The organism is Synechococcus sp. SynAce01, from assembly GCF_001885215.1.
GTDB classification, from domain to species: Bacteria; Cyanobacteriota; Cyanobacteriia; order PCC-6307; family Cyanobiaceae; genus Regnicoccus; species Regnicoccus frigidus.
In genome coordinates this window covers 2,326,345-2,349,369 of record NZ_CP018091.1, presented here as the reverse complement: position 1 = coordinate 2,349,369, position 23,025 = coordinate 2,326,345, and the positions used below count along the sequence as shown (strand labels likewise).

Genomic DNA, 23,025 nt, shown 5'->3' with positions numbered 1-23,025 from the left:
TCTTGATTAGGCAGCAAGCTCCGCAGGCAGCCCTTTTGGGACCTAGGCTGGTACGCATATACCAGTCGTCACTGCCATGGCTATGAATCGGATCCAGTTCCAGGCCAGCCTGTCGCTGCCCCAGTTTATTGAGCTCTACGGAACCGAGCAAAAATGTGAAGTTGCCCTGGAACAGGCGCGCTGGCCTGATGGTTTCCGTTGCCCACGTTGTGAGGGCAAGGAGTACGGGCTCATCATTGGCAGGCGCCACAAGCGCTATCAGTGCCGGAGCTGTCGTCATCAAGCCACCCTCACGGCCGGTACCATCTTGGAGGCAACAAAGTTACCTCTGACCACCTGGTTCCTTGCCTTCTACCTCGTCGGCCAAGCCAAGACAGGAATCTCCTCACTAGCTCTGAGGCGTCATCTCGGTGTGAACTACCGAACGGCATGGTTGCTTCAGAACAAGATCATGCAGGCAATGAAAGAACGTGATGGCGCCTATGTCCTCAGAGGAAGGGTGCAGGTGGATGATGCCTACCTTGGCGGAGAACGCTGTGGTGGCAAGCCTGGTCGTGGATCGGAGAACAAGGTGCCGGTCGTGGCAGCCGTCTCTGTCGATGAGGCGGGCCACCCCCGGTATATAAAACTTGCCACCGTGCCCACGTTCTCTTTTGCCGCTATTGCTGATTGGGCCCAAGATTCACTGGCGATAGGCTGTGAAGTGATCTCCGATGGGCTGGCTTGCTTTCGCGCCGTTGCAGAAGTCGGTTGCTTCCATCATCCTGTGGTCGTAAAGGGTCGTCATCCCAATGAATTACCAGAATTCCGTTGGATTAACACGGTGCTCAGCAACTTGAAAACCAGCTTCAGCGGCAGCTTCCATGCCCTTCGCTTCGAAAAGTACGCTGATCGCTACTTGGGCGCCTTCAGCTACCGCTTCAATCGGCGGTTCAATCTGGCGGCAATGACCGAGCGTGTGGTTCATGCCATCTGCAGCTGTCAAGCACGGCCGGAACGACTCCTGAGGTGTGCGGAGTTTGCTACCTAATCGAGAGGCTTTTTGAGGGCTTGGCTCTTACGAGTGCCCAGCAGTGTTGGTGTAAGAACAGGCCGAGCTCCAGGAATCAGCAACGGAGAGCTTAGATTTGCTGACAAAGCATTGCTCAGCTGGATTTTCGGTAGAGCTCTAGCGACAGCCAATGCTGTCAGTGACCATTCCCCTACATCAGCCAATGAACAGCAAGGCTACTAGCCGACTGGAATCCATCCAGAATTCAGATTTATTGAGGTTCTTGCTGTTGTTTGCCAGCGGTTGGGCCGGAATCTTAGCAATTTCCTACTTCTACAACGTTCTGGCGATGTTTATCGTCGCGGCGATTCTCGCTATATTGATGGATTTTCCGGTTCGCTATTTAAGCAAGACAATGCCCAGATGGCTGGCCATCGTGGCGTCCAGCCTGGCTGTTGCTGCGTTGATTCTGGGCTTTATTGCGATCCTTGGGTTTCAGGTCGTCAACCAGGGCAGTGCACTTGCTACGGACGTTCTAAGCAAATTACGAGATTCCGATCTGCCTTTTACTGAAACGCTGAATCAGATCAATCTGGACTCAATCCTGTCGGTGTTGCGCAGCAGCTTGGAGACGGGCTTCGGTTTCATCGGCGGTGCTTTCAGCAATGTATTGACACTCATTTTTCTGCCGGTGATCAGCCTTTACATGCTGGTTGATGATGGCCGTCTCTGGATTTCGCTGCTCAGGCTGGTGCCCGCCAGATCACGCCAACACTTTGATCACAGTGTGCAGAAGAACGTGCTTGGATTTCTGCGGGGCCAGATGATTCTGGTGCTGTTTCTCTCAATTTCAAGCTTCGTCGCCTTCACAGTTTTAGGCGTGAAATTCTCTTTGGTTCTGGCGATCATCATTGGAGTGCTCGATGCGATTCCGGGCATCGGGGCCACCTTTGGAGTGATCATAATCAGTAGTCTTGTCTTCGTCACCCAAGGGCCGTGGACGGCACTTTCGGTGGTGGTGGTTTCGATTGTTCTGCAACAGATCCAGGACAATCTGATTCACCCGAAAGTGATGGGGAAAGCCTTGAACATCAACCCTGTGGTGATTTTCTTCGCGCTGTTCATCGGCGAACGGGTTGCCGGTCTGCTTGGCGTCTTTCTAGCCATCCCAATCGCTGGAATGATCGTCAGTTGGTCAAGCGAACAGCGACCTTCACCTACGGACCCAACCGACCACACTCAAAACATTCAAGACACTGACTCACCACCGGCAGCAGCAACCCCAGAGACGAACTGATTCTGCCGAAACCAATGCGCTGAATCGCATCCCATCAATCAGCCAAACTCTGGGGAAGCAGCAACCGAGACCCGCTTCAACGAACCTGAACGCCCTTCCAGAAAGCCACACGACCCTTGATCTCGGCGGCCGCCGCTTTGGGTTCGGGATAGAACCAGGCGGCGTTGGCGTTGACCTGATCGCCGACCACCACGTCGTAATAGTGGGCTTCACCTTTCCAGCCGCAAACCGTGCGGTGACTGGAGGGGCGAACATGGCTGGAGTTGAGGGACTCGGCGGGGAAGTAGGCATTGCCATCCACCTTGACGATGTCGTCACTGGTGGCGATCAGGCAGTCGTTCCAACTGGCTTGCATGGACTTGGCAGCAAAGTTTTCATTCTCGCGCTTGCCGGTGCCTAAACGCGTTTGCTTGAGCCTGATCGAGCGGCTTTGGTCAGCGGGTCCCTTGTTTCAGGGGTTATCGACCTGGATCGTCAAGGGCATCAGGCTGCGCTGAAACCAACCCTGCGCCGCCATCGGCTGCAGCAGGCGGTACAGAACGGCAAGCAAGGCCAGGGGCTCGAAGGGCGCCTGACGCGTTGGCCACTGGCTAAGGCGTCGGTAGAGCAGAGACTGGATCGCTTCGCTTTGCGCGGCGTCAAGGTCATTCCAGTCGGCACCGACGCGCAGGCCGGCTGTTGCCCGCTGCGTGCGTGCGATGCGCACCGGCAGAGGAAACGGCAGGGGGCCTGGCCATTCCAACTGCAGCCGGGCGCCTTCGAGCATCCCCGCAGCCCAGGCATCAGTGCCGCCTGGCCCCAGCAGCAACTCAAGTCCGGTTTCGCTGATCGCCATCAGGCGGGCCTGAGCAGGCCCAGTGGCCGAGCGCAACAGCACCTGAGGCGAACCGACCGCGAACCAGGGGGTGGCCTCGCTGCGGGGGCGATCCCAGCAGGTGCGAAGGGCGACGCTCAGGGTGGCGACGCTGATCGAAGCCCAGACGAGACCGAGGGCCTGGGTGGCTGCCCGGCTGCTGGCCGCCTGGTCAGGGCCGATCGGGGCAGCGCCGCCTGGCCCGAGGATCAGATGGAGCAGGTTGAGCAGCTGCAGGGCAAGCAGAACCAGCAGGGGGAGAAACAAACCGCCGGCCGGCAGCCAGGTGCGTTGGGCGGTGATCGCCTTGGGAGTCACCCTGAACTTTCGGGGACAGCCCACCAGGGTGGAGAGCACCGCCGTGAGGATCGGGAACAGGAAAATCCAGCGGTAGAGCTCGGGCAGCAGGGCCGAGCGAGCACCGCGGCTGAACCAACCCACCAGCAGCAGTTGGCTGAGAAAAAAGGGCAGGGCCACCTCGAGCAAGCCCGGTCCACGCACCAGAATCGGTGCCACCCCCAGCAGGCCGAGGCTGAGCGGCATCAGCAACAGCAGCAGTTGGGGAATCACGTTGAACCAGTGCAGGATTCCCTCGAGATAGGCGATCCGCTGCCACAGGCTCAGCCCCTGGATCCGGAGGGGGTTGGCACCGGTGCGCAGGATCTGCAGAGTGCCGCTGGCCCAGCGACCGCGCTGCCGGGCCATGGCCCCGATCGAAAGTGGGGAGAGGCCAGCGCTCAGCTTTTCATTGAGATAGAGATTGCGGTAGCCGGCGGCGGCCAAACGGATGCCGGTGGCCAGATCCTCCGACGAGGTGCCGGTTTCGAATCCCCCCACCTGCAGCAACGCCGAGCGACGCATCAGAAAGGAGGTGCCCGCGCAGACCACGGCGCCCACCGCTTGGCGGGTGGGCTCGACCCAGCGGTAGAAGTTCTCCTCATCCGGCATCAGCCAGCGCTCGAGGCGCAGGTTTCGAGCCACCGGATCGGCATTCATGTAGGTCTGGGGGGTCTGGACGAAGCCCACCCTCGGGTCGCTGAACAGGCCTACGCTGCGCCGCAGAAATTCCTGCTGAGGCACCACGTCGGCATCGAACACCGCGATCAGATCGCCCTGCAGCTGCGGCAGCGCATGGTTGAGGTTGCCGGCCTTGGCGTGCTGGGTGAAGCCACGGGTGAGATAGCGGCTGCCCAGCTGCTTGCACAGCTCCTGTAGAGCAGGCCGCCCACTGTCATCCAGCAACCAGACGCGAAAGAGCGGATAGTCGAGGGCCAGGCAGCCGCGCAAGCAGCGCTCGATCAACTCCAGCGGTTCGCCGTAGCTGGGCACCAGCACATCAACGGCAGGCACCCTGGCTGGGGTCGCGCTGATCTGCCGGCCGAGGTCGGCGGCAGCCAGCCTGGCTTCGGCCTCAATCGGCGGCTGCCTGACCCAGGTGAGCCAGAGCTGCAGGAAGCCGTTGGCGAGCAGCGCCAGCTCGGCGGCCAGCATCACCAGGCTCAGGCTTGTGCTTCCAGGGGTAGCCAGGTTGAGGGTGCTGACCAGGCGCCAGTGGAGATAGCGGGCCGCCAGAAGGCTGAGCAACACCACCGCCGAGCGGCGGGCCGCCAGCGGCAGATGCTGCTCCTGGCGTGAGCCGAGCAGCAGAGCCCAAATACTGACGGCGAGCGCCGGCACAAGGCTGCGCCACGACATCGGGCCGGAGCCTGCGCCGACCGACAGAACCAGAGCCAGCGTCAATGCCGCCCAGACCCCGTAAACCAGGATCGCCTGCCGCCTCAGAAGGGCATCAGGCCCGTCGACCAGACCCTGATGTTCCTTGAAACGATCGGGGGAATCGCTTGGGAGCACGTCTGGTCCACAAAGCATGGAAGGGGCCTGGCCAACGCTCTTAACGTCTCGTTGCAAAAGGCTACGGACAATGCCCTGCCGACTGCACCGAGGCTGGACCTATGGAATACAGGCCAGACAGAGGATCGGATGTGTTGGCTCAGGCGCCGCAGCGCTCAGGCCTTCAACAGTTGGCGGGTGGGGTAAGGGATGGCGGCATTGTGGGCCTTGACCACATGACCGATCTGCAGCAACAGCCGCTGTTGCAGGTCCCAGGCATTCATGATGTCGCCGCCTGATGAGAAGCAGAGCAGGCGCAGATCCAGGCTCGCGGGGCCGTAGCTCACGAAATGGACCACATGCGGCATCGCAAGATCAATCCCTGACTCCTTCGGTAAGGCGGCTTCAAGATCGGCGATCACCGGTTGGATCGCCTGGTGATCCTCAAAGCGCAGACCGAATTCGATCCAGATACGGCGGCTGTCAATGCGGCCGGTGTTGATCACGGGCTGGGTCGTGAACACACCGTTGGGAATGAACAGGGGCTGGCGTTCAAGGTCGCGCAGGCGTGTATAGAACCAGCCGATCTGCTCGACTTCACCGATCAGTGAGTCGGCGGGGATCTGGATCATGTCACCCACCACGAACGGTCGATTGATGTAGAGGCTGACGCCGCTGAGCAGGTTCTCCACGATCGTTCTGGCGCCGAAACCGATGGCGGCCGCTCCGAAGCCACCGGCGGTGGCCAACACCGTTAAGGACGCCCCCAGCAACCGGAGGATCGCCAGGGTGATCAGCACGAACACCACCGTTCCGATCAACTTGTCGGCAACGTCGAAGAGAAACAGGCGATCCCTGCTGGGCAGGGTGGGCAGGAGCTGGGCGGAAAAGCGATCAGCCTTGCGCAGCAGCTCCGATTTGCAGCGCAGCACCGTCCAGATCAGGCCGATGCTGACCAGCGTGTCGCGCAGCTGCGCCTCATTGAGCGGTGTCGGCAGCTTGCTGGCGGGCAGCAGGCCTGCCAGCCAATAACTGAAGCTGGCAGCGACAACGGTGAGACAAAGACTGAGCTGGCTGCGCAACAGCAGGGCCCGCGCCAGTGAACCCGGCGAGAAACGGCGGGCCAGCAGCTCCAGCAGTAACCAGAGCCCGCCGGCGAGCAGCAGGCCGAGGATCGGAATCTGTAGATCGAAAGGCAGAAGCGTCATTCAGATGTCGGTGAAGTGGGTGGGGCCCAGAGCGATGGGGCCAGGTTGTCATGACTGCCGTTCGCCTGATGGCGCCACCAGCTCCCAGAGCCGGTCGTGACCGAGCCGCCCGAGGCCGCATTCGCTCCAGCGGGCGGCGGCGTTGACGTCCGTCAGGCCCAGGTCTCCCAGGGGGGTTCGCGCCGACTCGCCGCCCAGCAGCCGCGGGGCCACGACAACGACCAGGCGCTGCACGCATCCCTGGGCCACGGCGGCGGCCGCCAGGCTCGGCCCGCATTCCCAGAGCACCCGGTTGCAACCGCGCAGGGCCAGGGCCCCCATCAGCGAAGCCGGTTCACAGGCTTCGAGCTCCAGGCACTCCACCCCGGCCTGAAGAAGCCGGCGGCGCTGGCTGGGTTCGGCAGCAGGCCCGTGGGCCACCAGGGTGGGGGCCACGGTCTGGTCAAAGAGCTGGGCGCCGGGGGGAAGATCCAGCTGGCGGCTGAGCACCACCCGCAGCGGCTCGGGCGAACGCCGGCCACGGCTGGTGAGCAGGGGGTCATCGGCGCGCACCGTGCCGCCGCCGACGATCACCGCATCACAGCCGGCGCGCAGCCGGTGAACCCACTGGCGCGCCTCGGGGCCACTGATCCATTGGCTGTGGCCGTTGGGGAGGGCGGTGCGTCCATCCACACTCATCGCCCACTTGAGCAGGCCCAGGGGGCGGCCGCTGCGCACCCGGTGGCAGAAGGCCGCGTTCAGCCGCAGCGCTTCGCTCTGCCGGACCGCCTCAATCACCTCAATTCCAGCGGCCCGCAATTGGGCGAGGCCTGCGCCGGCCATCCGGGGATCAGGATCGGCCATTGCCACCACCACCCGGCAGATGCCGGCGGCGATCACCGCCTCACTGCAGGGGGGGGTGCGGCCGTGGTGGCAGCAGGGCTCCAGGCTCACCACCAAGGTGCCCCCGCAGGCGCGTTCACCCGCCTGGACCAGGGCACCCACCTCGGCGTGGGGCGCCCCGGCTCTGGCGTGGAAGCCTTCCCCCACCAGCGTGCCATCGGCGGCCAGCACCACCGCACCCACCAGCGGATTGGGGCTGGTGCGGCCTTCGCCGAGCGCCGCCAGCTGCAGGGCGCGGTCCATCCAGCGCTGCCAGACGCTCACCCGTTGCTCTCGCGCTCGATATCACCGTAGTGGCAACACCAGCCTCAGCCCATGAAAAACCCGTGGCAGAAAGCCACGGCTACGTGGTCTTCACCAGGCCGCCCATGACGCCGCTCAGACGTTTCAAGCAGCGGGAACTACAGCTTGAACGCCCATCAATTGCCGCCATTCCTTGACCACATAGGGGGGCACCGCCAGCTCGTTAATGGCACCGGGGAGCTTCAAGCGCAGCGGCCGGTCTTGGGAAAGATCGGCCAGCAATGGCTCAAGATCGAATTCCGCCGCGGCCGAGCGGCCATCAACCGCCAGCTGGGAATTCTCCAGGGTGAGGTCGTCCAAGCTCCAGCTGAAGGGGCCGGAGCGCACCTGCAGCTGGGTGGGGTGCTCAAGCCGCAATTTGCCTGGGAAGCCCACCAGGCGCAGACGCAACGCCCCCCCAGCTGGGCCCTCGCGGTAAGCCACCAGCTGCCAGCTCTGGTCGTCGAGGTCACGCAGGCTTTCAAGGCTGCGCAGCACCGGCGAGCCGTTGGCATCGGGGTGGGCGTGCAGCTGGGCCAGGGGGCCAGAGGCCGCCATCACCGCGTTGGGGAAGGACACCAGGCCAGCAAACGACAGCAACAGGGCGAGCATCAGGATCAGGGGACGGCAAGCCACGGGCACCAATCGACCCTGGATTCCAGTGTTCTGGATTGGCATGGTCAGGCTTTCTCTGCTCATGGTTCCCGCGCGGCGCCCGGGATCGGCTGCCAGTCCGTGTGCGTGGCCCAGAGGGCCCAGATCGCCATCGCCCGCAGGTAGTGGCAGGCGCGGAAGGTGCCCGTCGCCGTGATCGCCTCGGGAGTACGGAACTGCAGGCCGCCGCCATACACCTGGTTCACCACCGCGCTGCTGACCGCCAGGGCGGTGTCCGTTTCGCCCATCAGGCGGTAATAGGCGGCAATGCCGAAGTTGATGCCGGTCCACACCTCAAGTGGATGGGTGCCGCCCGGATCCAGCGGCGTGCCGTCGCGGCGCAGGCCGTTGGCCATCCCCAACCGGCCGCCCTCGAAGCGCTCAAAGCAGGCCTCGCGAATGGCGACGAGCGAGGAACGGGAGCGCTCCTCGGCCACCACCGGCGGCAGGCCCAACAGACGGGCGTAAAAATCACCACAGAGCTGGTCGGCCATCACCACCGGCGTGCCGCTCTCGGCATCGATCCGGTAGTACTCCCCGTTCCAGAGCAGGGCATCGAAGTTGGCGCGCGATTGCTCCAGCCAACCGCCGAACTCCCGTTGCACGTCTCCGGTGTCGAGGCCCAGCTCCAGCTGCAGCCGTTGGGCCATCGCCAGGGCCGCCTCCAGCGCCGCGATCCAGAGGGCGCCGCAGTAGGCACTCACCCCCTGCAGTGGCCAGTCGTCGAAGGTCTGGTCCGGGGCGCCGCCGTTGTCGGGAAGGCCGTCGTTGTTGGCATCAAAATGCTTGAGGTAGCGCAGGGCTTCGACGGCAGCGGGCCAGCAATCGGCAAGGAAACGCAGGTCTTCGCCGCCAGGCGCCAGCTTGAAGCTGCGCCACACCTGCAGCACGAAATCGGAGGCCAGGTCTTTCCAGAGGTTGCAGTCCTGGTAGGCGGTGTAGTTGGTGGCATCGAAGGGACGCTCATTCGGGGCGCCGAGGTCGTGGGGGGTGGCACCAGCCAGCTTGCGGGGCGCCTCCACCCGCCCCTTGCCCTGGGTGAAATACCAGCCGATCGGTCGGGGGGTGGCATCGCCGGCCGGGATGGCGCGCGCAAAGCTGCGCAGCACCGCCTTGTCGAGTTCAGGCCAGAGCTGCAGCAGGGCAAAGGAGCCATAGAGGCGCACGTCGAGGCTTTCGTACCAGGCGTAATCGAGGCACTCGAGCACCCCGAAGCGACCCACCGGATCCTCCGGACCAGCGGCGGTCCAGAGGCTGCCGCCGCTGGCGAGGTCGTAGAGCTCGTTGAAGAGGGCCATGCGCAGGGCCTCGGGCAGGTCGCTGCGCTCCAGCACCGGTTGCTGCCAGGCGTCGATCTGCTGGCGCCAGCTGGGCCAGTCGGCTAAGGCCTCGGTGGCGATCGCCACGGCGTTGTCGCCACCGGCGCCGAAGTGGTCGGTGTAGCGGCGCAGGGCCCCCTGGCCGGTGGCGAAGGCCGTGAGCGGCAGGTCCCAGCTGATCACCAGCGGCAATTCGATCTCAGCGCCCGGCTCCAGCCGGAAGCGCAGGGCCAGCGCCGCGCTGGCCTGCTCGCCTGCGGTGCTGCGCCGGTCGTTGTCGCTGGCTGGAATCGAGCCATCGCGGGCGAAGGGCTCCCAGATTTCGGCGCCATCGCCACGGGGATCCCAGCGGCTGCAGCGCAGCACCTCCACCCCCGGCAGGTCGGCGGGCACCGCCAGACACCACTGGCCTTCGCCCTCCGCCAACGGCTGGCTGCGCCGCCCCTCCAGCAGCACACCCTGGAGGGCGCCTGTATCAACGCAACGGTTGCGCTGGCCCTCGCCGCGGCCGATCGCCGGCAGGTAGGTGTGCTCCGGGCTGCCGTCATCGCGGAAGTGGACGGAGGCGGAGGGATCGGTGTTGGTGAACCAGCCCAGCGTGTTGCGCCAGCTCAGCAGCAGCGACAGGTCCAGGGGCGCGTCGGTGGGATTGGCCAACCGCCAACGGAACACCGCCACCGGGTAGCTGCTGCGCTGGTAATCACCCGGCAGGATCGGACTGAACGCCTCACAGCCCACCGACGCTTTGAACACACCGCTGTGCTCGACCCAGCTCAGGGGGTAGCGGGCGGCATAGGTGCCGGTGCTCTGCTCAGGGGTGCTGGCCGGGTACCACTGCCAGGCGCCCAGGGGTGGCTCGCCTGGCTCCTGGCTGGAATCAAGCGGACGGGAATCGTCACGCTGCGGGGCGGTGGCCAGGGCGTGGGCGCGGCTGGTGGTGCCGTCGTTTTCGAACAGGGCGAACTGGCAATCCGGCAGAACTCCGAACCAGTGTTCACCGCCATCGAGATGCCAGAGGTTGACCTGGCCATCGGGGGCACGGCCGAAGCAACCGGCGCCGAAACCACCCAGGGGCATGCCGTGGTTGGGGCCGTCATCCAGGTTGCTGGCGTAACGGACGGTGTAAGGCGCCTCCCAGCCCAGGCCGAACGGCCGCTGCCAACTGGCCGCCGGTGCCTGATAGGGCTGGCTGGAGCCGCGGCCGCGCAACAGTTTCGAGAAGGCGGTAAGACCGAAAGGCGCCATCGAGCCAGGGAAAGTGGAGTCAGCTTGTCAGAACTGATCAGAACAGGTTGGCCCCAAGCGGCTCATTGGTTGCGTCTTACTGGTTGCGGCTCACGTCCTGATCGATCAGGGCATCAAGGGTGATGGCCGAACGCACCAGGGCCTGATAGCGCAGCACCACGCGGCGGTTGCGCTCCAGCCAGAGGCCCGGGTCACCCTCGACGCCACCGCCACCCACCCCGTCGCCGGCCAGGAGCTCCAGCTCCCCCTGACGGCCCACCAGGGCCAGCACCAGTTCATGGATGCGCTGGCGGCGGTCGGGATCGGCCAGGGAGGACATCGGCAGGCGGCAGCAATCTGCCGGGCATCATGGCGAGGGGACCTGGAATCCATGAACAACGACGCCAGGCTTGATGTGATCGGCACCGATGCCGGCGGCCTTGAGTCCCTCTCTGCCCAGGCCCTGGGGCTGGTGCACAGGGCCCAGCTGTTGGCGGCACCCTCCCGCCTACTGAGCGGTCTGGGGAGTTGCCAGGCGGAGCTGCACAGCAGCGACAGGCCCGATCAGCTGATCCCGGTGCTGCGAGCCTCCCTGGCTGCTGGTCGGGCCACTGTGCTGCTGGCCAGCGGCGATCCGCTCTGGTTCGGCATCGGTCGGCTGCTGTTGCAGCAGATCCCATCAGAGCAGCTTCGTTTTCATCCTGCACCTTCCAGCCTGCAGCTGGCGTTCGCGCGAATCGGCAGGCCCTGGCAGGACGCGAGCTGGATCAGCCTGCACGGCCGCGAGCCCGAACCCCTGGCCCGCAGGCTGCAGCAGCGGCCAGCCGCCCTGGCGGTGCTCACCGATCCGGGCCGGGGCGGTGCCGAGGAGGTGCGCCGAATTCTGCGGGCTTCCGGCTTGGAAGCGGCCTATGCCGTCTGGCTTTGCGAACGGCTCGGCCATCCCGACGAGAGGGTCTGGCGCCTGGGGGCGGAGGCGGCCCTTCCCGCCGATCTCGACCCGCTGCATCTGGTGGTCTTGATCGCCGAGACCCCCGCCCCGCCCGATCCGGGCGAGCTGCCGCTGTTCGGCCTCGACGACGGCCTCTGGCTGCAGCACCCCGATCGCCCTGGCCTGATGACCAAACGGGAGGTGCGAGTTCAGCTGTTGGCCGATCTGGAGTTGCCCCCTGACGGCGTGCTCTGGGACCTGGGCGCCGGGGTGGGCTCGATCGGTCTGGAGGCCCTGCGGCTGCGCCCGAACCTGGGGCTCTGGGCGGTGGAGCGGCGCGGCGGGTCCGCCGCCCTGATCACCGCCAATGCCCAGCGACTGGGCGTGCATCCGGCAGGGGTGCTCGAGGGCGAGGCCCTGGAGCTGGTGGGAGCCGGGGCTGATGACACCCCCCCTCCCCTGCCCGACCCCGACCGGGTGTTGATCGGTGGAGGCGGTCGGCAGCGGGCCCCGTTGCTGCAGGCCGTGTTGGAGCGCCTCCGGCCCGCTGGGGTGGTGGTGGTGCCACTGGCGACGGTGGAGGCCCTGGCCGAACTGCGCCCCCTGCTGGAGCGGGCCGGTCTGCAGGTGCAGGTGAGCCAGCACCAGGCCTGGCGCGGGGCATCCCTGGCCGATGGCACCCGCCTGTCGCCGCTCAATCCGGTGCTGGTGCTGAAGGGGCGCCGTTCCAGCGGATCAGCACCGGGCTTCCCGGCCTGAGTCCCAGCCGGGCCGCCTCACCCCCATCAAGTTCGACAACGCCGTCGGCGGGCCCCGGAGAGCGATAGCTGGGGCAGGGCAAGCGCGGGCAGGGAGGTGCCGCCGCCTCGATGGCGATGACCCGGCCGGCCCGCAGGAAGATCAGGTCGAGCGGAACCAGGGTGCGGTGCATCCAGAAGCTCAGCGGCGCCTCGGGCTCGAAGCGAAACCACATGCCCCGCAGCGCGCCAAGGGCCGGGCGTTGCATCAGTCCCCAGGCGAACTGGCGGGGGGTTCGCGGCACCTCCAGCTGGATACAGGGGCCTGGCTCCGCTTCCAAGCACCACTGGGCTTCGATCGGCAGGAACTGGGGGGGTTGCGCCGGGGTCGTCGCTTGCTGCGGGATCGGAGCCAACCTCGACACTGACAGCGCTGACATCCCCAGAACCGACAAGCCCAGTCCAGACGCCGCCAATCCCGTGACTGCCAGGGCGAGACGGGCCGCCAAGGTCATGGTCATGGCGCCGCTGGAGGCTGGCGCTCACAGAGGCAATAGCCCCGCCCGCGCAAGGTGTGGATCAGCCGCCGTTCGCCGCCCTCCTCGAGCTTTTGGCGCAGGTAGCGCACATAGACCTCGACCACGTTGCTGCCGGCGGTCTGCTGGGGGTCCCCCCAGGCTTCGCGCAGCAGCAGGTCCCGGCCGAGCACTTCGCCCTCATGGCGCATCAGCACCATCAGCAATTGGTACTCCCTGGCAGTGAGCGCGATCAGCCGGCCAGCACGGCTCACCTCGCGCCGACCGGTATCAACCCGGAGATCGGCCACCTGGAGTTGGCTGCTGGCCGGCAGGGGGCGATGACTGCGCAGGCGCAGGTGCGAGCTCAGCCGCAGCAGCAGGTCGCTGGATCCAGCCGAGGAGAGCCAGAAGTCGTCGGCGCCGGCGCTGAGGCAGCTGGAGCGGCCCTCGATGCTGTCGGTTTCAATATCAAGCAAGAGGGGCACTCCCGGCAGCGTCAGGCGCAGGGTGGGGAGCATCGCAAGCCCTTCGCTGCCACAGAGCAACACCAGGGCAGGCGGTTCAGGCAGGGCACCCAGTTGGGCGATGCGGTAACCGGAGGCTTCCAGCCTCGCCGCCCGGGCTTCCGCGGCAGGCCCCACCAGAAGGATCAGGGGGCCGTTCATCGTCGGCCACGGCGTGGCTCTCCCCGCTGGCTGAGACCGGGATCGGAGCTGCCCGGTTTGGCCACATGGGGCAGACCCCAGCCCAGCTTGTTGCGCAGCACCTGGAAGAACTCATGGTCTTGAAGGCGCACGAAGCGGGCCGGGTGTTCGCTGCGCCGGATCAGCACCCGATCCTCCGGCCAGACGTAGCAGCCCGCGCTGCCATCCACCACCATCATCAGCCGCTCGGGTGTGGCCGGGAACACCGTGACGGGCTCGCGATCACTGAACACCAGGGCACGCGAGGCCAGGGAGTGGGGGGCTATCGGGGTGAGCTGCAGGACCGGGCAGTCGGGAGTGATCACCGGCCCACCGGCACTGAGCGCGTAGGCGGTCGAGCCTGTCGGCGTCGAGAGGATCACCCCATCGGCGGAGATGTCCACCGGCACATGGCCACCGATGGCAATTTCGAAGTGACACATGCTGGTGAGCGGCTCCCGGTGCAGGGCCATCTCGTTGAGGCAGAGCACCTGCCAACGGCGCTGCTCACCGCGCATCACGCTCACCACCAGCATGGTGCGCTCCTCGACACTCCAGCGGCCCGCCTGCAACTGGGTCAGGGCCTCTTCGAGCTCATGCAGGTAGGTTTCGGCCAGAAAGCCCATGTGGCCGGTGTTGATCGCCAGGATCGGCACACCGATCGGTGCGGTCTGCCGCGCCGCGGAGAGGACGGTGCCGTCTCCACCGAGCACCAGCGCCAGATCCATCTCGCTGTGGAACTCCGGCGGCACGCAGGCTCTGTAGCCAAGGGTCCGGAGATGTTGGTCGGGATTGGCGAAACCAACCACGCCGCCTGAACTGCTCACCCGCAGCACGCTGGTGCCGGCCGCACTGAAATGGGCTTCGATGGCGTTGGCCGTCTGCACGGCCAGGTCCTTGCCATCGTTGACGATCAGTCCGACGCAGGGCACCGATCGCAGGCGAGGAAGTGTCGAGTTTATGGGGCGCCCCGATGCAACGGCTTCAGAACTGCTCGAGGAAGCGGAGATCGCTGCTGTACAGACGCCGGATGTCATCGATGCCGTGGCGGACCATGCAGAAGCGCTCGACACCAAGGCCGGCGGCGAAACCGCTCCAGCGTTCCGGATCCAAGCCCATCCCTTCGAGCACGGCTGGATCGACCATGCCGCAACCCATCACTTCGAGCCAACGGCCGCGCCACTGCACATCCACCTCAGCCGACGGTTCAGTGAAGGGGAAGTAGCTGGCCCTGAAGCGCACCGGCAGATCCCCGAAGAACTGCTGCAAAAAAGTGGTGACGGTGCCGCGCAGATGGCTGAAATCCAGACCTTCATCAATCGCCAACACCTCCACCTGGTGGAACACCGGCGAGTGGGTGGCATCCACCGCATCGCGCCGGAAGACCCTGCCGGGAGCCACGATCCGCACCGGCGGGGGCGTGCTCTCAAGGTGGCGGATCTGAACCGGTGAGGTGTGCGTGCGCAGCAGGGTCGACTCAGACAGATAAAACGTGTCCTGCATGTCCCGGGCCGGGTGATCGGGCGGGATGTTGAGGGCGGTGAAGTTGTAGTGGTCGCTCTCCACCTCCGGTCCCTCGGCGACCCGATAGCCAAGGCCGGAAAAGATGTCGACGATTTCCTCGACCGTGGCGATCAGTGGATGGCGGTGACCAGCCGGCACATACCGGCTCGGTGCCGTGACATCAAGGCGTTCACCCTCCAGCTTCTGCTCCAGCACAGCCCGTTTCAGCCCACCCAACCGCTCTGCGAGCAGCTCCTGGAGTTGTTCCTTCAGCCGGTTGGCGCGTTGACCCACCAGGGGACGTTCCTCGGCTGAAAGCCGCCCCATGGCGCCAAGCACCGCCGAAAGCCGGCCTTTTTTTCCGAGCAGCCCTACCCGCAGGGTCTCGAGATCGGCAGCGCTGCCGGCGGCCTGGATCGCGGCCGCCGCTTCTGCTTCCAGGCTGTCGAGTTGCTCGCTGAGCTGCTGGAGGCTGATCGTGGCGCTCACGGATCGGGGGCAGGATGGGCTGACTGTACGGATTGAGGCGGCTACAGATCGAGGCGGCCATGAATCGAAGCCGTCTAAGTTTCGCTTGGCTACTGCTGCGTGCGCTCTGACGATGCCCTTCCTGCGGATCCTGATCAGCAATGACGATGGGATCTTCGCTGAAGGGATTCAGGCCCTGGCCGCCGAGGCCGTTTCGAGGGGCCACCAGGTCACGGTGGTCTGCCCTGACCAGGAACGTTCCGCCACTGGCCACGGCCTGACCATGCAGGCGCCACTGCGGGCGGAGCGGGCCGATGCCCTGTTTGCGCCTGGGGTGACGGCCTGGGCCTGCAGCGGCACCCCTTCCGATTGCGTCAAGTTGGCGCTTGGCCGGCTGCTGGAGAGACCCCCGGAGCTGGTGCTGTCCGGAATCAACCATGGCCCCAACCTGGGCACCGATGTGTTCTATTCAGGCACCGTTTCGGCGGCGATGGAAGGCACCCTTGAGGGGTTGCGGGCCCTGGCGGTGAGCAGCGCCTGCTTCCAGTGGCGCCATTTCGCGCCGGCCGCCACCCTGACCCTGGATGTGGCCGAGCGCATGGTGGCTGCCGGCTGGCCCGCCGGGCTGCTGCTGAACCTCAACGTGCCGGCCCTCCCGGCCGGCGAGATCGGCCCGTTGCGCTGGTGCCGGCCGGCGGTGCGTCGCTACATCGACCAATTCGACAAACGCCTCGACCCTCGCGGCCGCACCTACTACTGGCTGGCCGGAGAGGTGGTGTTCGATCTGGAGTCGGGCACAGCTGGCCCGGCTGACTGGCCCACCGATGTGGCCCAGATCCATGCCGGTGGTGCCGCCCTCACCCCCCTGCAGCCCGAACTGTTCTGGCGGGGAAGCGTGGCTGAGCTGCCCTCGCTTCCTTCCATGCCCTCTCGGCCGTCCCTGTCACCCAGCGCGGGGGATTAGGGAGCCGAAAAGCGCCAGCATCTGAATAACTGGCTGCTCAACAGTCTGCGCAACAGCTCAGGAGGGCCGGTACACCCGCTGCAGCAGCCAGAGGCTGACGCAGAGACCGATCAGGTGAGCAAAGAGCACCTGGGTGTTGCTCAGCACCGAGAGCATTTCGATCGAGGTGATCGGCAAGCCCATCAAGCTGCCGCGGGTGCCAGGGGGCACAGCCAGCTGGGCCCCGAAGAACCCCGGCACCTGCATCGAGGCCTGCACAAACAGGCTGCCAGCCAGGGCCTGGTAGCCGACAGCCGCCAGGCTGAGCCCGACCAGGTCGATCAGCAGGCTGCGTTTGATCAGGCGGCTGGTTTCGCCGCGGCTGGGCCGAACCGGACTGGCCAGGGCGCGGCCGCAGCGGATCACCTGCCAGGCCTGCCACAACGACCAGAGCAGCAGCAAAAACGACAGGGTGGTGAGAGACAGCCCCGGCCCGAGCCCCAGGGCCCGATTGGAGTTGGCCGCCAGCCGTCCGCTGATGTTGTTGAACAGCAACACCCCGACCACCACCACCCCCAGCGCCAGCTGGGTCCAGAACCGCCCCCAGCCGATGCGGCGCAGGGCCGCCGAGACCCTCTGAAGATCGAGCTGGTCAGCCATCGGGGCAAAACGTGCTGGGGCGGACCCCAAACTTGCCACGGCCCCATGGAAAGATGGATTCCACCAGGGCCCTGACGCACCGTTGATTCCCCTGCGATCCCCCCGGGACGCGCTACGCCCCACGGCCCTGGCGCTCGGCAGTTTTGATGGTCTGCACCAGGGGCACCGCCGCGTGATTGCCGCGATCGCCGCCGACCCTGCGCCTGGCCTGGTGCCCACGGTGGTCAGTTTCTGGCCCCACCCCCGCGAGCTGCTCCACGGCGAGCCCCGGCTAAGGCTTGATTTGCCAACCGAGAAGCTGGCGCTGCTGGGGCCCTGTGGCATCCAGCAACTGGTGCTGGTTCCCTTCACCCACGAGCTGGCTGCACTGACGCCAGAGGCGTTCGTTGAGCAGGTGCTGGTGGGGCAGTTGGAGGCCCGCGATGTGGCCGTCGGTGAGAACTTCCGCTTCGGGGTGGGGCGCAGCGGCGGCTGCGCCGATCTGCAGGCCATCGGCCACCGCCATGGGCTGCGGGTGCACGTGTTGCCCATGCTCTGGGATGGCGAGGAGCGGGTCAGCAGCAGCCGCATCCGGCGCGCCCTGGCGGCAGGACAAATCAGCGAAGCCACCCGCTTGCTGGAGCGCCCCTACCGCTTCAGCGGCCCGGTGGTGCGCGGCCGGGGGCTGGGGCGGGGCCTGGGCTGGCCCACCGCCAACCTCCAGGTGGACGGTCGCAAATTCCTGCCTGCTGAAGGGGTCTACGCCGCCTGGGCGCGCCTGGTTGGCCGCAGCGGCTTGTCGGACGTGATGGCAGCGGTGATGAATCTCGGCCGCCAACCCACCGTGGACCCGCTGGCCTCTTCGGCCGTGGAGGTGCACCTGCTGGATCGGGAGCTGGATCTCGAAGCCAGGGAGCTGGAGGTGGAGCCAGTGGCCCTGCTGCGCCAGCAACAGCGTTTCGACAATCTCGAGGAGCTCAGTGCCCAGATCAGTGCCGACGCCCAGCAAGCCCGCCAGCTGCTCAGGCTTGAGCCGGCCGGGTAATTTCAGCCGGCTGGGTAAGCGTGGGTGAGGCCCCAGCTGATGAACGCGCCGATGCCTCCGAGCAGCAGAATTCCTGAAATCAGGACCAGCATCGGATTTTCGCTGCTGCCGGCATCGTTGGCCAAGGGCCACCTGATCGAGTGAATCCAACTTAGGAACAGCGCGGCACGATGCTTGGCTCGTGTTAAGCCGCTCACATCTCAGCGCCACCCAATCCCAGCCCTGATGCAGCCCTGATGCCACCCGATCCGACCCCTTCCCCGGAACCGACAGCCAGCGTGCGGCGCTTGATCGACGCCAACCTCGATCGCGCCCGCGAGGGCCTGCGGGTGATCGAAGACTGGTGCCGTTTCGGCCTGGATCGCCAGGATCTGGTGGCGCGCAGCAAGGACATGCGCCAGCGGCTGGGTCGCTGCCACCGCGCCAGCTACAAACGCTCCCGCCACAGCGCCAGCGATGGCGGCGCCGGCCTGGCACACCCCGCCCAGCAGGAGCGCCAGGCCCCAGAGCAGGTGGTGGCCGCCAATGCCGGCCGGGTGCAGGAAGCCCTGCGGGTGCTGGAGGAATTCGGCCGCAGCAGCGACCCCGTGCTGGCCGCCGAGGCCGCCAGCCTGCGCTATGCCCTCTACGACTTGGAGGCGGATCTGCTGGCCAGCGCTGGCAGCGGCGAACAGCGCCGCCGCCAACTCGCAAGCGAGCAGCTGTATCTGATCACCGATCCAGCGGATGCGCCGCTGCGGCAGCTCGAAGCCACGGTGGCCGCAGCCCTGGAGGCGGGGGTCGGTCTGGTGCAGTACCGCGCCAAGCAGGCCGAGGACCAACAGCGCCTGATCGAGGCCCGCGCCCTGCGCCAGCTCTGCGCCCGCCATGGGGCCCTGTTCATCGTCAACGACCGGATCGATCTGGCCCTGGCCGTGGAGGCCGATGGGGTCCACCTCGGCCAGGGGGACCTGCCCCCGGCCATCGCCCGGCGCCTGCTCGGCCGCGACCGCCTGATCGGGCGCAGCACCAACCGCCTGGAGCAGCTCCAGGCCGCCGTGGCCGACGGCTGCGATTACGTCGGGGTGGGGCCGGTGCATGCCACGCCCACCAAGCCGGGACGTGAGCCGGTGGGGTTGGCCTATGTGCGCCAGGCGGCGGCGACCAGTCCGATTCCCTTCTTTCCGATCGGCGGCATCGACGCCAGCAACCTGGGAGCGGTGGTGGCTGCAGGCGCCAGGCAGGTGGCCGTGGTGCGGGCGGTGATGGCGGCAGAGGATCCTGGCGCGGCCTGCCGCCAGCTGCTGGCGACCCTGCAGGCCGCAAGCTCATGAGCACGGAGCCAACGGTGATGGTTCAGCTCAACGGCGAGTTGCGACCCTGCCCTGCCGGTCTCTGCCTCGACGCGGCCCTGCGCTGGTTTGGTTACGAACCACGCCTGGTGGTGGTGGAGTTCAACGGCGAGATCCTGGCGCGCAAGCACTGGCCAAACCAAGCGGTACAGGCTCGTGATGGCCTTGAGGTGGTCACCATCGTTGGAGGGGGTTCCTAGATTCAATGCATGTTTTATGGGCGATTCGTCCGGTCTCTCCCGTGCCCTCTCCCCGTTCTTTCTTTCGTTCTTCGATGCTGCGTCGACTCTCCATCTGGCTGCTGTTGCCCCTGCTGGCGTCTGGTCTGTTTCTATTTGCCTATCCCCAACCCAGTGACGCCGCCCGCGGTGGCCGCATCGGTGGCGGCAGCTTCCGTTCCGCTCCTTCCTTTTCCCGCGGCGGCGCCGGTAATTTTCGCGGTGGCGCTCGGGGTGGCGGTGGATTCGGCGGTGGCGGGATCGGATTCCCGTTCCTTATCCCGATGTTCGGATTCGGCGGCGGCGGCCTGTTCGGCTTCCTGATCCTGATGACGATCGCCGGGGTGTTGGTCAACGCCCTGCGCGGCGGTGGGGCAGGCGGCGGTGGTGGTGCCCTGCCGTCGGCCAATGGGCGCAGCTATGTCACCAAGCCCGATGGCCCGGTGGCGGTGGCCCAGTTGCAGGTTGGCTTGCTGGCCAATGCCCGCGAGTTGCAGCAGGATCTGCGCCGGCTGGCCGAAACGGCCAACACCTCCAACAGCGCCGGCCTGCAGAAGGTGCTGCAGGAAACCTGCCTAGCCCTGATGCGTCAGCCCGAGCTCTGGGTCTATGCCAACTGCGAAGTGGGCCAGGTGCCTTTCGTGAGCGCGGAGTCCACCTTCAACCGCCTCTCGATGACCGAGCGCAGCAAGTTGCGCAGCGAAGTGACCTCGAACGTGGCCGGCCAACGCCTGCAGGATTCCGCTGTAACGGCGGGCAATGCCGATGCCACCAGCGACTTCATCGCCATCACCCTGCTGGTCGCCAGCCGCAGCCGCCTGCCCGTCAAGACCGTCAACAGCGCCGAAAGCCTGCGCGAAGGTCTGCGTCTGATCGGTGCGGTCTCGGCGACCGATCTGCTGGCGCTCGAAGTGATCTGGCAGCCGGAAGGCGAAGGGGAGGTGCTCAGTACCGAAGAACTTCTTACCGCCTATCCGCAGCTGCAGCACCTCTGAGGATGCGGACGGCCGCCATGGCGGCCCCGTAGCCGTTGTCGATGTTCACGACACTCAGACCCGGAGAGCAGCTCGCCAGCATGCCGTTCAGGGCCGCCATGCCGCCGGCGGCCACCCCGTAGCCCACCGAAACCGGCACACCGATCACTGGCTGCGGCAGCAAGCCGGCCAGCACGGTGGGCAGGGCCCCTTCCATGCCGGCGCAGGCGATCAACACCCGGGCCTGCCGCAACTGCTCCAGCTTGCCCAGCAGCCGCTGCAGGCCGGCCACCCCCACATCCACCAGCAGATCGGCGCCAAGCCCTGCCCAGCGCAGAGCCAGGCGCGCTTCGTGGGCCACCACCAGGTCGCTGCTGCCGCCGCAGACGATCGCCACACGAGCAGGCCCAGCTGCGGACTCCAGCTCCGGCAAGGTTCCAAAGCTGAGGCAACGAGCCTCACGGTGGTAAATGGGCATGGCTTGGGCCCGGTGTCGGCGGAACTGCTCCAGCACGGTGCTGGCTTTCTCCGCCGACACCCGGGTGACCAGGGCCACAGCACCGAGTGCGCCGAGGCGCTCGAGGATGGCGCTGATCTGGGCGGGGCTCTTGTCTTCTCCCCAGATTGCTTCGGCCATGCCCAGACGGGCGCTCCGCTCCAGGTCCAGCTCGGCCAGTCCGTCGATCCAGCCATCCTGCGGCGCCGGGGCCGGAGCGTTGCCTGTCATCGCTGGGGATCCAACGGGTCGCCGGTGAGCTCCGGCAGCCATTCCTCGCTGCTGATCAGGGGGAAGGGATTGTTGCTGGAATCAAGCGTCCCTTCTGGCTGAGCGGCCTCGGCCTGTGGCGGCCGGGCGTCTTTGAGACCCAGACAACGGCGGGCGTCGGCTTCAAAGCGGCTCTGCACCACCGCCACATTTTCCGCTGTGATCGCCTGCCAGTCGGCGCGGCGAGCCCAGCCGATCAGCAGCACGCCTTCCTGGCGTTTGGCATCCCAGAACAGCTGCCGGCCCCGGTAACCAGTTTGCTGGCGCAGCCAGGGGTCCCAGCTCAGCGCTTCGGCCTGCAGCCAGCAGCCCCGTTGCTCGGCGGGCACTTTCAGGCGCAGCACCTCCACCACTTCACTCGCACCGACCTGCAGCGACAGGCTGCTGGCCCGGGCAGTCCCCAGAAAGGGCCAAGCCCAGCCCAGAGCCAGCAGACCCACCAGGAACAGCGCCGCGAGGCCGATCACCAGGGCCCTGCTCATGGTTGCTGCAAAAGGGCGACGGCATGGCAAGCGATGCCCTCCTGGCGACCTGTCGGCCCCAGCCCCTCGTTGGTGGTGGCCTTCACCCCCACCTGCTCAGGGGCTACACCCAGACGCGCGGCGATGGCGGCCCGCATCGCTTCGATGTGGGGCTTGAGCTTCGGGCGCTCCGCCACCACCACCGTGTCCACATTGACCACCTGCCAGCCGCGCTGGCGCACCAGGCCGCTCACCTGCTCGAGCAGCAGCAGGCTGTCGGCCCCCTTCCAGCGCGGGTCCTCGGGGGGGGAATGGAGGCCGATGTCGCCGAGGCTGAGGGCACCGAGCAGGGCGTCGATCAGGGCATGCACGAGCACATCAGCATCACTATGGCCATCGAGCCCGAGCGGATGATCCAGGCGCACACCGCCCAGGATCAAGGGCCGACCCGCCACCAGGCGATGGATGTCGTATCCGTTGCCGATGCGCAGCTGCATCCCCCTCAGCCCGTTTGCATCCGTCCAGTCTCCCAGCCCCGCGATCCGGCTGCTGCGCAGGTCAGCTGCCCAGGTCAGGGCGTGCTCTGGGCCTGCCAGCGGGCATAGAGATCGGGCCTGCGCTGACGGGTGCGTTGCTGCTGCTGCTCGGCGCGCCAACGGGCAACGGCGCCGTGGTCGCCGCTGCGCAGCACCTGGGGCACGTCCAGGCCGCGAAAGCTGGCTGGGCGGGTGTAGTGCGGGTGCTCCAGCAACAGGGAGGTGTGGCTTTCCTCGTCCAGGGAAGCAGCGGCACCGAGGGTGCCAGGAAGCAGTCGCACAACGCCATTGATCACAGTCATCGCCGGCAGCTCACCGCCGGTGAGCACGAAATCACCGATCGAAACCTCCTCATCAGCCAGGCCGCGAATGCGCTCGTCGAAGCCCTCGTAGTGGCCGCAGAGCAACACCAGCTGGCCGTAATCGCCGGCCCAACGGCGCAGATCCTGCTGCTGCAACGGCTGGCCCTGCGGGCTCATCAGCAGCACCCGCCGGCGCGGCAGCAGCGGAATCGACTCGAAGGCGGCGAACACCGGTTCGGGCTTGAGCACCATGCCGGCACCACCGCCGTAGGGCTCGTCATCCACCTTGCGGTAGCGATCGGTGGCGAAGTCCCGGGGATTGTGGGTGTGAAGTTCCGCCAGACCAGCGCCAAAGGCCCGGCCAATCACGCCAAGGCCCTGGAGCGGCGCGAAGGCCTCCGGCGCCAGGCTGATCACATCGAGGCGCAAG

At 66.3% G+C, this 23,025-nt stretch carries 25 protein-coding genes; 8 read left to right on the top strand and 17 right to left on the bottom strand.

From position 1 onward, the window contains the following. Nucleotides 1-76 precede the first annotated feature (76 nt). On the top strand, nt 77-1,030 hold the full coding sequence (locus tag BM449_RS12240; protein ID WP_071799713.1) for an IS1595 family transposase: 954 nt from the start codon (nt 77-79) through the stop codon (nt 1,028-1,030). A 184-nt stretch (nt 1,031-1,214) separates the two neighbouring features. After that, a complete protein-coding gene (locus BM449_RS12235; RefSeq protein ID WP_071801454.1) occupies nt 1,215-2,288 on the top strand; it encodes an AI-2E family transporter in 1,074 nt (357 codons plus the stop codon). Nucleotides 2,289-2,364: 76 nt separating this feature from the next. Here BM449_RS12235 and BM449_RS12230 read toward each other — a convergent pair whose 3' ends face one another. The 7 genes from BM449_RS12230 to BM449_RS12200 form a co-directional block, all read right to left on the bottom strand. After that, a complete protein-coding gene (locus BM449_RS12230) occupies nt 2,365-2,643 on the bottom strand; it encodes a DUF427 domain-containing protein (RefSeq protein ID WP_071801453.1) in 279 nt (92 codons plus the stop codon). A 96-nt stretch (nt 2,644-2,739) separates the two neighbouring features. Next, a complete protein-coding gene (locus BM449_RS12225; RefSeq protein ID WP_233830726.1) occupies nt 2,740-5,010 on the bottom strand; it encodes a glycosyltransferase in 2,271 nt (756 codons plus the stop codon). 137 nt (nt 5,011-5,147) lie between these two features. After that, the gene (locus BM449_RS12220) at nt 5,148-6,179 is read right to left on the bottom strand and encodes a mechanosensitive ion channel domain-containing protein (protein WP_071801452.1); all 1,032 of its coding nucleotides are present in this window, start codon (nt 6,177-6,179) and stop codon (nt 5,148-5,150) included. Nucleotides 6,180-6,227: 48 nt separating this feature from the next. Beyond that, nucleotides 6,228-7,304 (bottom strand): bifunctional diaminohydroxyphosphoribosylaminopyrimidine deaminase/5-amino-6-(5-phosphoribosylamino)uracil reductase RibD, encoded by a 1,077-nt coding sequence (ribD, locus tag BM449_RS12215; protein ID WP_071801451.1) that lies wholly within the window; start codon nt 7,302-7,304, stop codon nt 6,228-6,230. 144 nt (nt 7,305-7,448) lie between these two features. Then, nucleotides 7,449-7,901, bottom strand: coding sequence for a DUF3122 domain-containing protein (locus BM449_RS12210; RefSeq protein WP_233831346.1), 453 nt, complete (start codon nt 7,899-7,901; stop codon nt 7,449-7,451). A gap of 137 nt (nt 7,902-8,038) precedes the next feature. Then, complete coding sequence (locus tag BM449_RS12205; protein WP_071801450.1) at nt 8,039-10,561, bottom strand: GH116 family glycosyl hydrolase; 2,523 nt, start codon at nt 10,559-10,561, stop codon at nt 8,039-8,041. Between the two features lie 76 nt (nt 10,562-10,637). Further along, entirely contained in the window at nt 10,638-10,880 is a 243-nt protein-coding gene (locus BM449_RS12200) for a hypothetical protein (RefSeq protein WP_071802259.1), read from the bottom strand. A gap of 51 nt (nt 10,881-10,931) precedes the next feature. Here BM449_RS12200 and cbiE point away from each other — a divergent pair, with 51 nt between their 5' ends. Further along, nucleotides 10,932-12,230 (top strand): precorrin-6y C5,15-methyltransferase (decarboxylating) subunit CbiE, encoded by a 1,299-nt coding sequence (gene cbiE, locus BM449_RS12195; RefSeq protein WP_186437651.1) that lies wholly within the window; start codon nt 10,932-10,934, stop codon nt 12,228-12,230. On the opposite strand, the gene BM449_RS12190 is transcribed toward cbiE, so the two are convergent. From BM449_RS12190 to pheS, 4 genes are read right to left on the bottom strand one after another with little or no spacing between them, the layout of a single operon-like run. Continuing rightward, nucleotides 12,166-12,729 (bottom strand): DUF192 domain-containing protein, encoded by a 564-nt coding sequence (locus BM449_RS12190; protein ID WP_311134009.1) that lies wholly within the window; start codon nt 12,727-12,729, stop codon nt 12,166-12,168. The two genes, cbiE and BM449_RS12190, sit on opposite strands and share 65 nt — an antisense overlap. Beyond that, a complete protein-coding gene (locus BM449_RS12185; protein ID WP_071801448.1) occupies nt 12,726-13,391 on the bottom strand; it encodes a winged helix-turn-helix domain-containing protein in 666 nt (221 codons plus the stop codon). The genes BM449_RS12190 and BM449_RS12185 overlap by 4 nt, the downstream gene beginning before the upstream one ends. Further along, on the bottom strand, nt 13,388-14,341 hold the full coding sequence (locus tag BM449_RS12180) for an NAD(+) kinase (RefSeq protein WP_071801447.1): 954 nt from the start codon (nt 14,339-14,341) through the stop codon (nt 13,388-13,390). Before BM449_RS12180 ends, BM449_RS12185 begins: the two co-directional genes overlap by 4 nt. A gap of 52 nt (nt 14,342-14,393) precedes the next feature. Beyond that, complete coding sequence (gene pheS / locus BM449_RS12175) at nt 14,394-15,401, bottom strand: phenylalanine--tRNA ligase subunit alpha (protein WP_071801446.1); 1,008 nt, start codon at nt 15,399-15,401, stop codon at nt 14,394-14,396. 112 nt (nt 15,402-15,513) lie between these two features. Here pheS and surE point away from each other — a divergent pair, with 112 nt between their 5' ends. Further along, nucleotides 15,514-16,344, top strand: coding sequence for a 5'/3'-nucleotidase SurE (surE, locus tag BM449_RS12170; protein WP_071801445.1), 831 nt, complete (start codon nt 15,514-15,516; stop codon nt 16,342-16,344). Nucleotides 16,345-16,401: 57 nt separating this feature from the next. Here surE and BM449_RS12165 read toward each other — a convergent pair whose 3' ends face one another. Next, nucleotides 16,402-16,983, bottom strand: a complete 582-nt coding sequence (locus BM449_RS12165; protein WP_071801444.1) for a DUF3611 family protein — start codon at nt 16,981-16,983, stop codon at nt 16,402-16,404. A gap of 82 nt (nt 16,984-17,065) precedes the next feature. Between BM449_RS12165 and BM449_RS12160 the strand changes: the two genes are divergently transcribed. Further along, nucleotides 17,066-18,007, top strand: coding sequence for a bifunctional riboflavin kinase/FAD synthetase (locus tag BM449_RS12160; RefSeq protein WP_071801443.1), 942 nt, complete (start codon nt 17,066-17,068; stop codon nt 18,005-18,007). A 2-nt stretch (nt 18,008-18,009) separates the two neighbouring features. On the opposite strand, the gene BM449_RS15535 is transcribed toward BM449_RS12160, so the two are convergent. Continuing rightward, the gene (locus BM449_RS15535) at nt 18,010-18,132 is read right to left on the bottom strand and encodes a hypothetical protein (protein WP_255448140.1); all 123 of its coding nucleotides are present in this window, start codon (nt 18,130-18,132) and stop codon (nt 18,010-18,012) included. 111 nt (nt 18,133-18,243) lie between these two features. Between BM449_RS15535 and BM449_RS12155 the strand changes: the two genes are divergently transcribed. The 3 genes from BM449_RS12155 to BM449_RS12145 all read left to right on the top strand — a co-directional run bounded on the left by BM449_RS12155 (nt 18,244) and on the right by BM449_RS12145 (nt 20,551). Next, complete coding sequence (locus BM449_RS12155; protein ID WP_071801442.1) at nt 18,244-19,320, top strand: thiamine phosphate synthase; 1,077 nt, start codon at nt 18,244-18,246, stop codon at nt 19,318-19,320. Further along, complete coding sequence (thiS, locus tag BM449_RS12150; RefSeq protein WP_071801441.1) at nt 19,317-19,538, top strand: sulfur carrier protein ThiS; 222 nt, start codon at nt 19,317-19,319, stop codon at nt 19,536-19,538. Before BM449_RS12155 ends, thiS begins: the two co-directional genes overlap by 4 nt. Before the next feature lie 74 nt (nt 19,539-19,612). Further along, entirely contained in the window at nt 19,613-20,551 is a 939-nt protein-coding gene (locus BM449_RS12145) for a DUF1517 domain-containing protein (RefSeq protein ID WP_071801440.1), read from the top strand. Here the strand turns inward: BM449_RS12145 and larB are convergent. The 4 genes from larB to trmD form a co-directional block, all read right to left on the bottom strand. Next, nucleotides 20,520-21,257, bottom strand: coding sequence for a nickel pincer cofactor biosynthesis protein LarB (gene larB, locus BM449_RS12140; protein ID WP_071801439.1), 738 nt, complete (start codon nt 21,255-21,257; stop codon nt 20,520-20,522). The two genes, BM449_RS12145 and larB, sit on opposite strands and share 32 nt — an antisense overlap. Next, nucleotides 21,254-21,778, bottom strand: coding sequence for a TIGR03792 family protein (locus BM449_RS12135; RefSeq protein ID WP_071801438.1), 525 nt, complete (start codon nt 21,776-21,778; stop codon nt 21,254-21,256). The genes larB and BM449_RS12135 overlap by 4 nt, the downstream gene beginning before the upstream one ends. Further along, nucleotides 21,775-22,254 carry a 2-C-methyl-D-erythritol 2,4-cyclodiphosphate synthase gene (gene ispF, locus BM449_RS12130; protein WP_071801437.1) on the bottom strand — a complete coding sequence of 160 codons (480 nt, stop codon included), beginning with the start codon at nt 22,252-22,254 and terminating at the stop codon, nt 21,775-21,777. The genes BM449_RS12135 and ispF overlap by 4 nt, the downstream gene beginning before the upstream one ends. 74 nt (nt 22,255-22,328) lie before the next feature. After that, nucleotides 22,329-23,024 carry a tRNA (guanosine(37)-N1)-methyltransferase TrmD gene (gene trmD, locus BM449_RS12125; protein WP_071802257.1) on the bottom strand — a complete coding sequence of 232 codons (696 nt, stop codon included), beginning with the start codon at nt 23,022-23,024 and terminating at the stop codon, nt 22,329-22,331. Between the last annotated feature and the right edge of the window lies 1 nt (nt 23,025).

Bases quoted from the DNA above. Each gene is read 5' to 3' on its own strand.
- BM449_RS12240 (WP_071799713.1), top strand. From the start codon at position 77: ATGGCTATGAATCGGATCCAGTTCCAGGCCAGCCTGTCGCTGCCCCAG.
- BM449_RS12235 (WP_071801454.1), top strand. From the start codon at position 1,215: ATGAACAGCAAGGCTACTAGCCGACTGGAATCCATCCAGAATTCAGAT.
- BM449_RS12230 (WP_071801453.1), bottom strand. From the start codon at position 2,643: ATGCAAGCCAGTTGGAACGACTGCCTGATCGCCACCAGTGACGACATC.
- BM449_RS12225 (WP_233830726.1), bottom strand. From the start codon at position 5,010: ATGCTTTGTGGACCAGACGTGCTCCCAAGCGATTCCCCCGATCGTTTC.
- BM449_RS12220 (WP_071801452.1), bottom strand. From the start codon at position 6,179: ATGACGCTTCTGCCTTTCGATCTACAGATTCCGATCCTCGGCCTGCTG.
- ribD (WP_071801451.1), bottom strand. From the start codon at position 7,304: ATGGACCGCGCCCTGCAGCTGGCGGCGCTCGGCGAAGGCCGCACCAGC.
- BM449_RS12210 (WP_233831346.1), bottom strand. From the start codon at position 7,901: ATGGCGGCCTCTGGCCCCCTGGCCCAGCTGCACGCCCACCCCGATGCC.
- BM449_RS12205 (WP_071801450.1), bottom strand. From the start codon at position 10,561: ATGGCGCCTTTCGGTCTTACCGCCTTCTCGAAACTGTTGCGCGGCCGC.
- BM449_RS12200 (WP_071802259.1), bottom strand. From the start codon at position 10,880: ATGTCCTCCCTGGCCGATCCCGACCGCCGCCAGCGCATCCATGAACTG.
- cbiE (WP_186437651.1), top strand. From the start codon at position 10,932: ATGAACAACGACGCCAGGCTTGATGTGATCGGCACCGATGCCGGCGGC.
- BM449_RS12190 (WP_311134009.1), bottom strand. From the start codon at position 12,729: ATGACCATGACCTTGGCGGCCCGTCTCGCCCTGGCAGTCACGGGATTG.
- BM449_RS12185 (WP_071801448.1), bottom strand. From the start codon at position 13,391: ATGAACGGCCCCCTGATCCTTCTGGTGGGGCCTGCCGCGGAAGCCCGG.
- surE (WP_071801445.1), top strand. From the start codon at position 15,514: ATGCCCTTCCTGCGGATCCTGATCAGCAATGACGATGGGATCTTCGCT.
- BM449_RS12165 (WP_071801444.1), bottom strand. From the start codon at position 16,983: ATGGCTGACCAGCTCGATCTTCAGAGGGTCTCGGCGGCCCTGCGCCGC.
- BM449_RS12155 (WP_071801442.1), top strand. From the start codon at position 18,244: ATGCCACCCGATCCGACCCCTTCCCCGGAACCGACAGCCAGCGTGCGG.
- thiS (WP_071801441.1), top strand. From the start codon at position 19,317: ATGAGCACGGAGCCAACGGTGATGGTTCAGCTCAACGGCGAGTTGCGA.
- BM449_RS12145 (WP_071801440.1), top strand. From the start codon at position 19,613: ATGCTGCGTCGACTCTCCATCTGGCTGCTGTTGCCCCTGCTGGCGTCT.
- larB (WP_071801439.1), bottom strand. From the start codon at position 21,257: ATGACAGGCAACGCTCCGGCCCCGGCGCCGCAGGATGGCTGGATCGAC.
- BM449_RS12135 (WP_071801438.1), bottom strand. From the start codon at position 21,778: ATGAGCAGGGCCCTGGTGATCGGCCTCGCGGCGCTGTTCCTGGTGGGT.
- ispF (WP_071801437.1), bottom strand. From the start codon at position 22,254: ATGCAGCTGCGCATCGGCAACGGATACGACATCCATCGCCTGGTGGCG.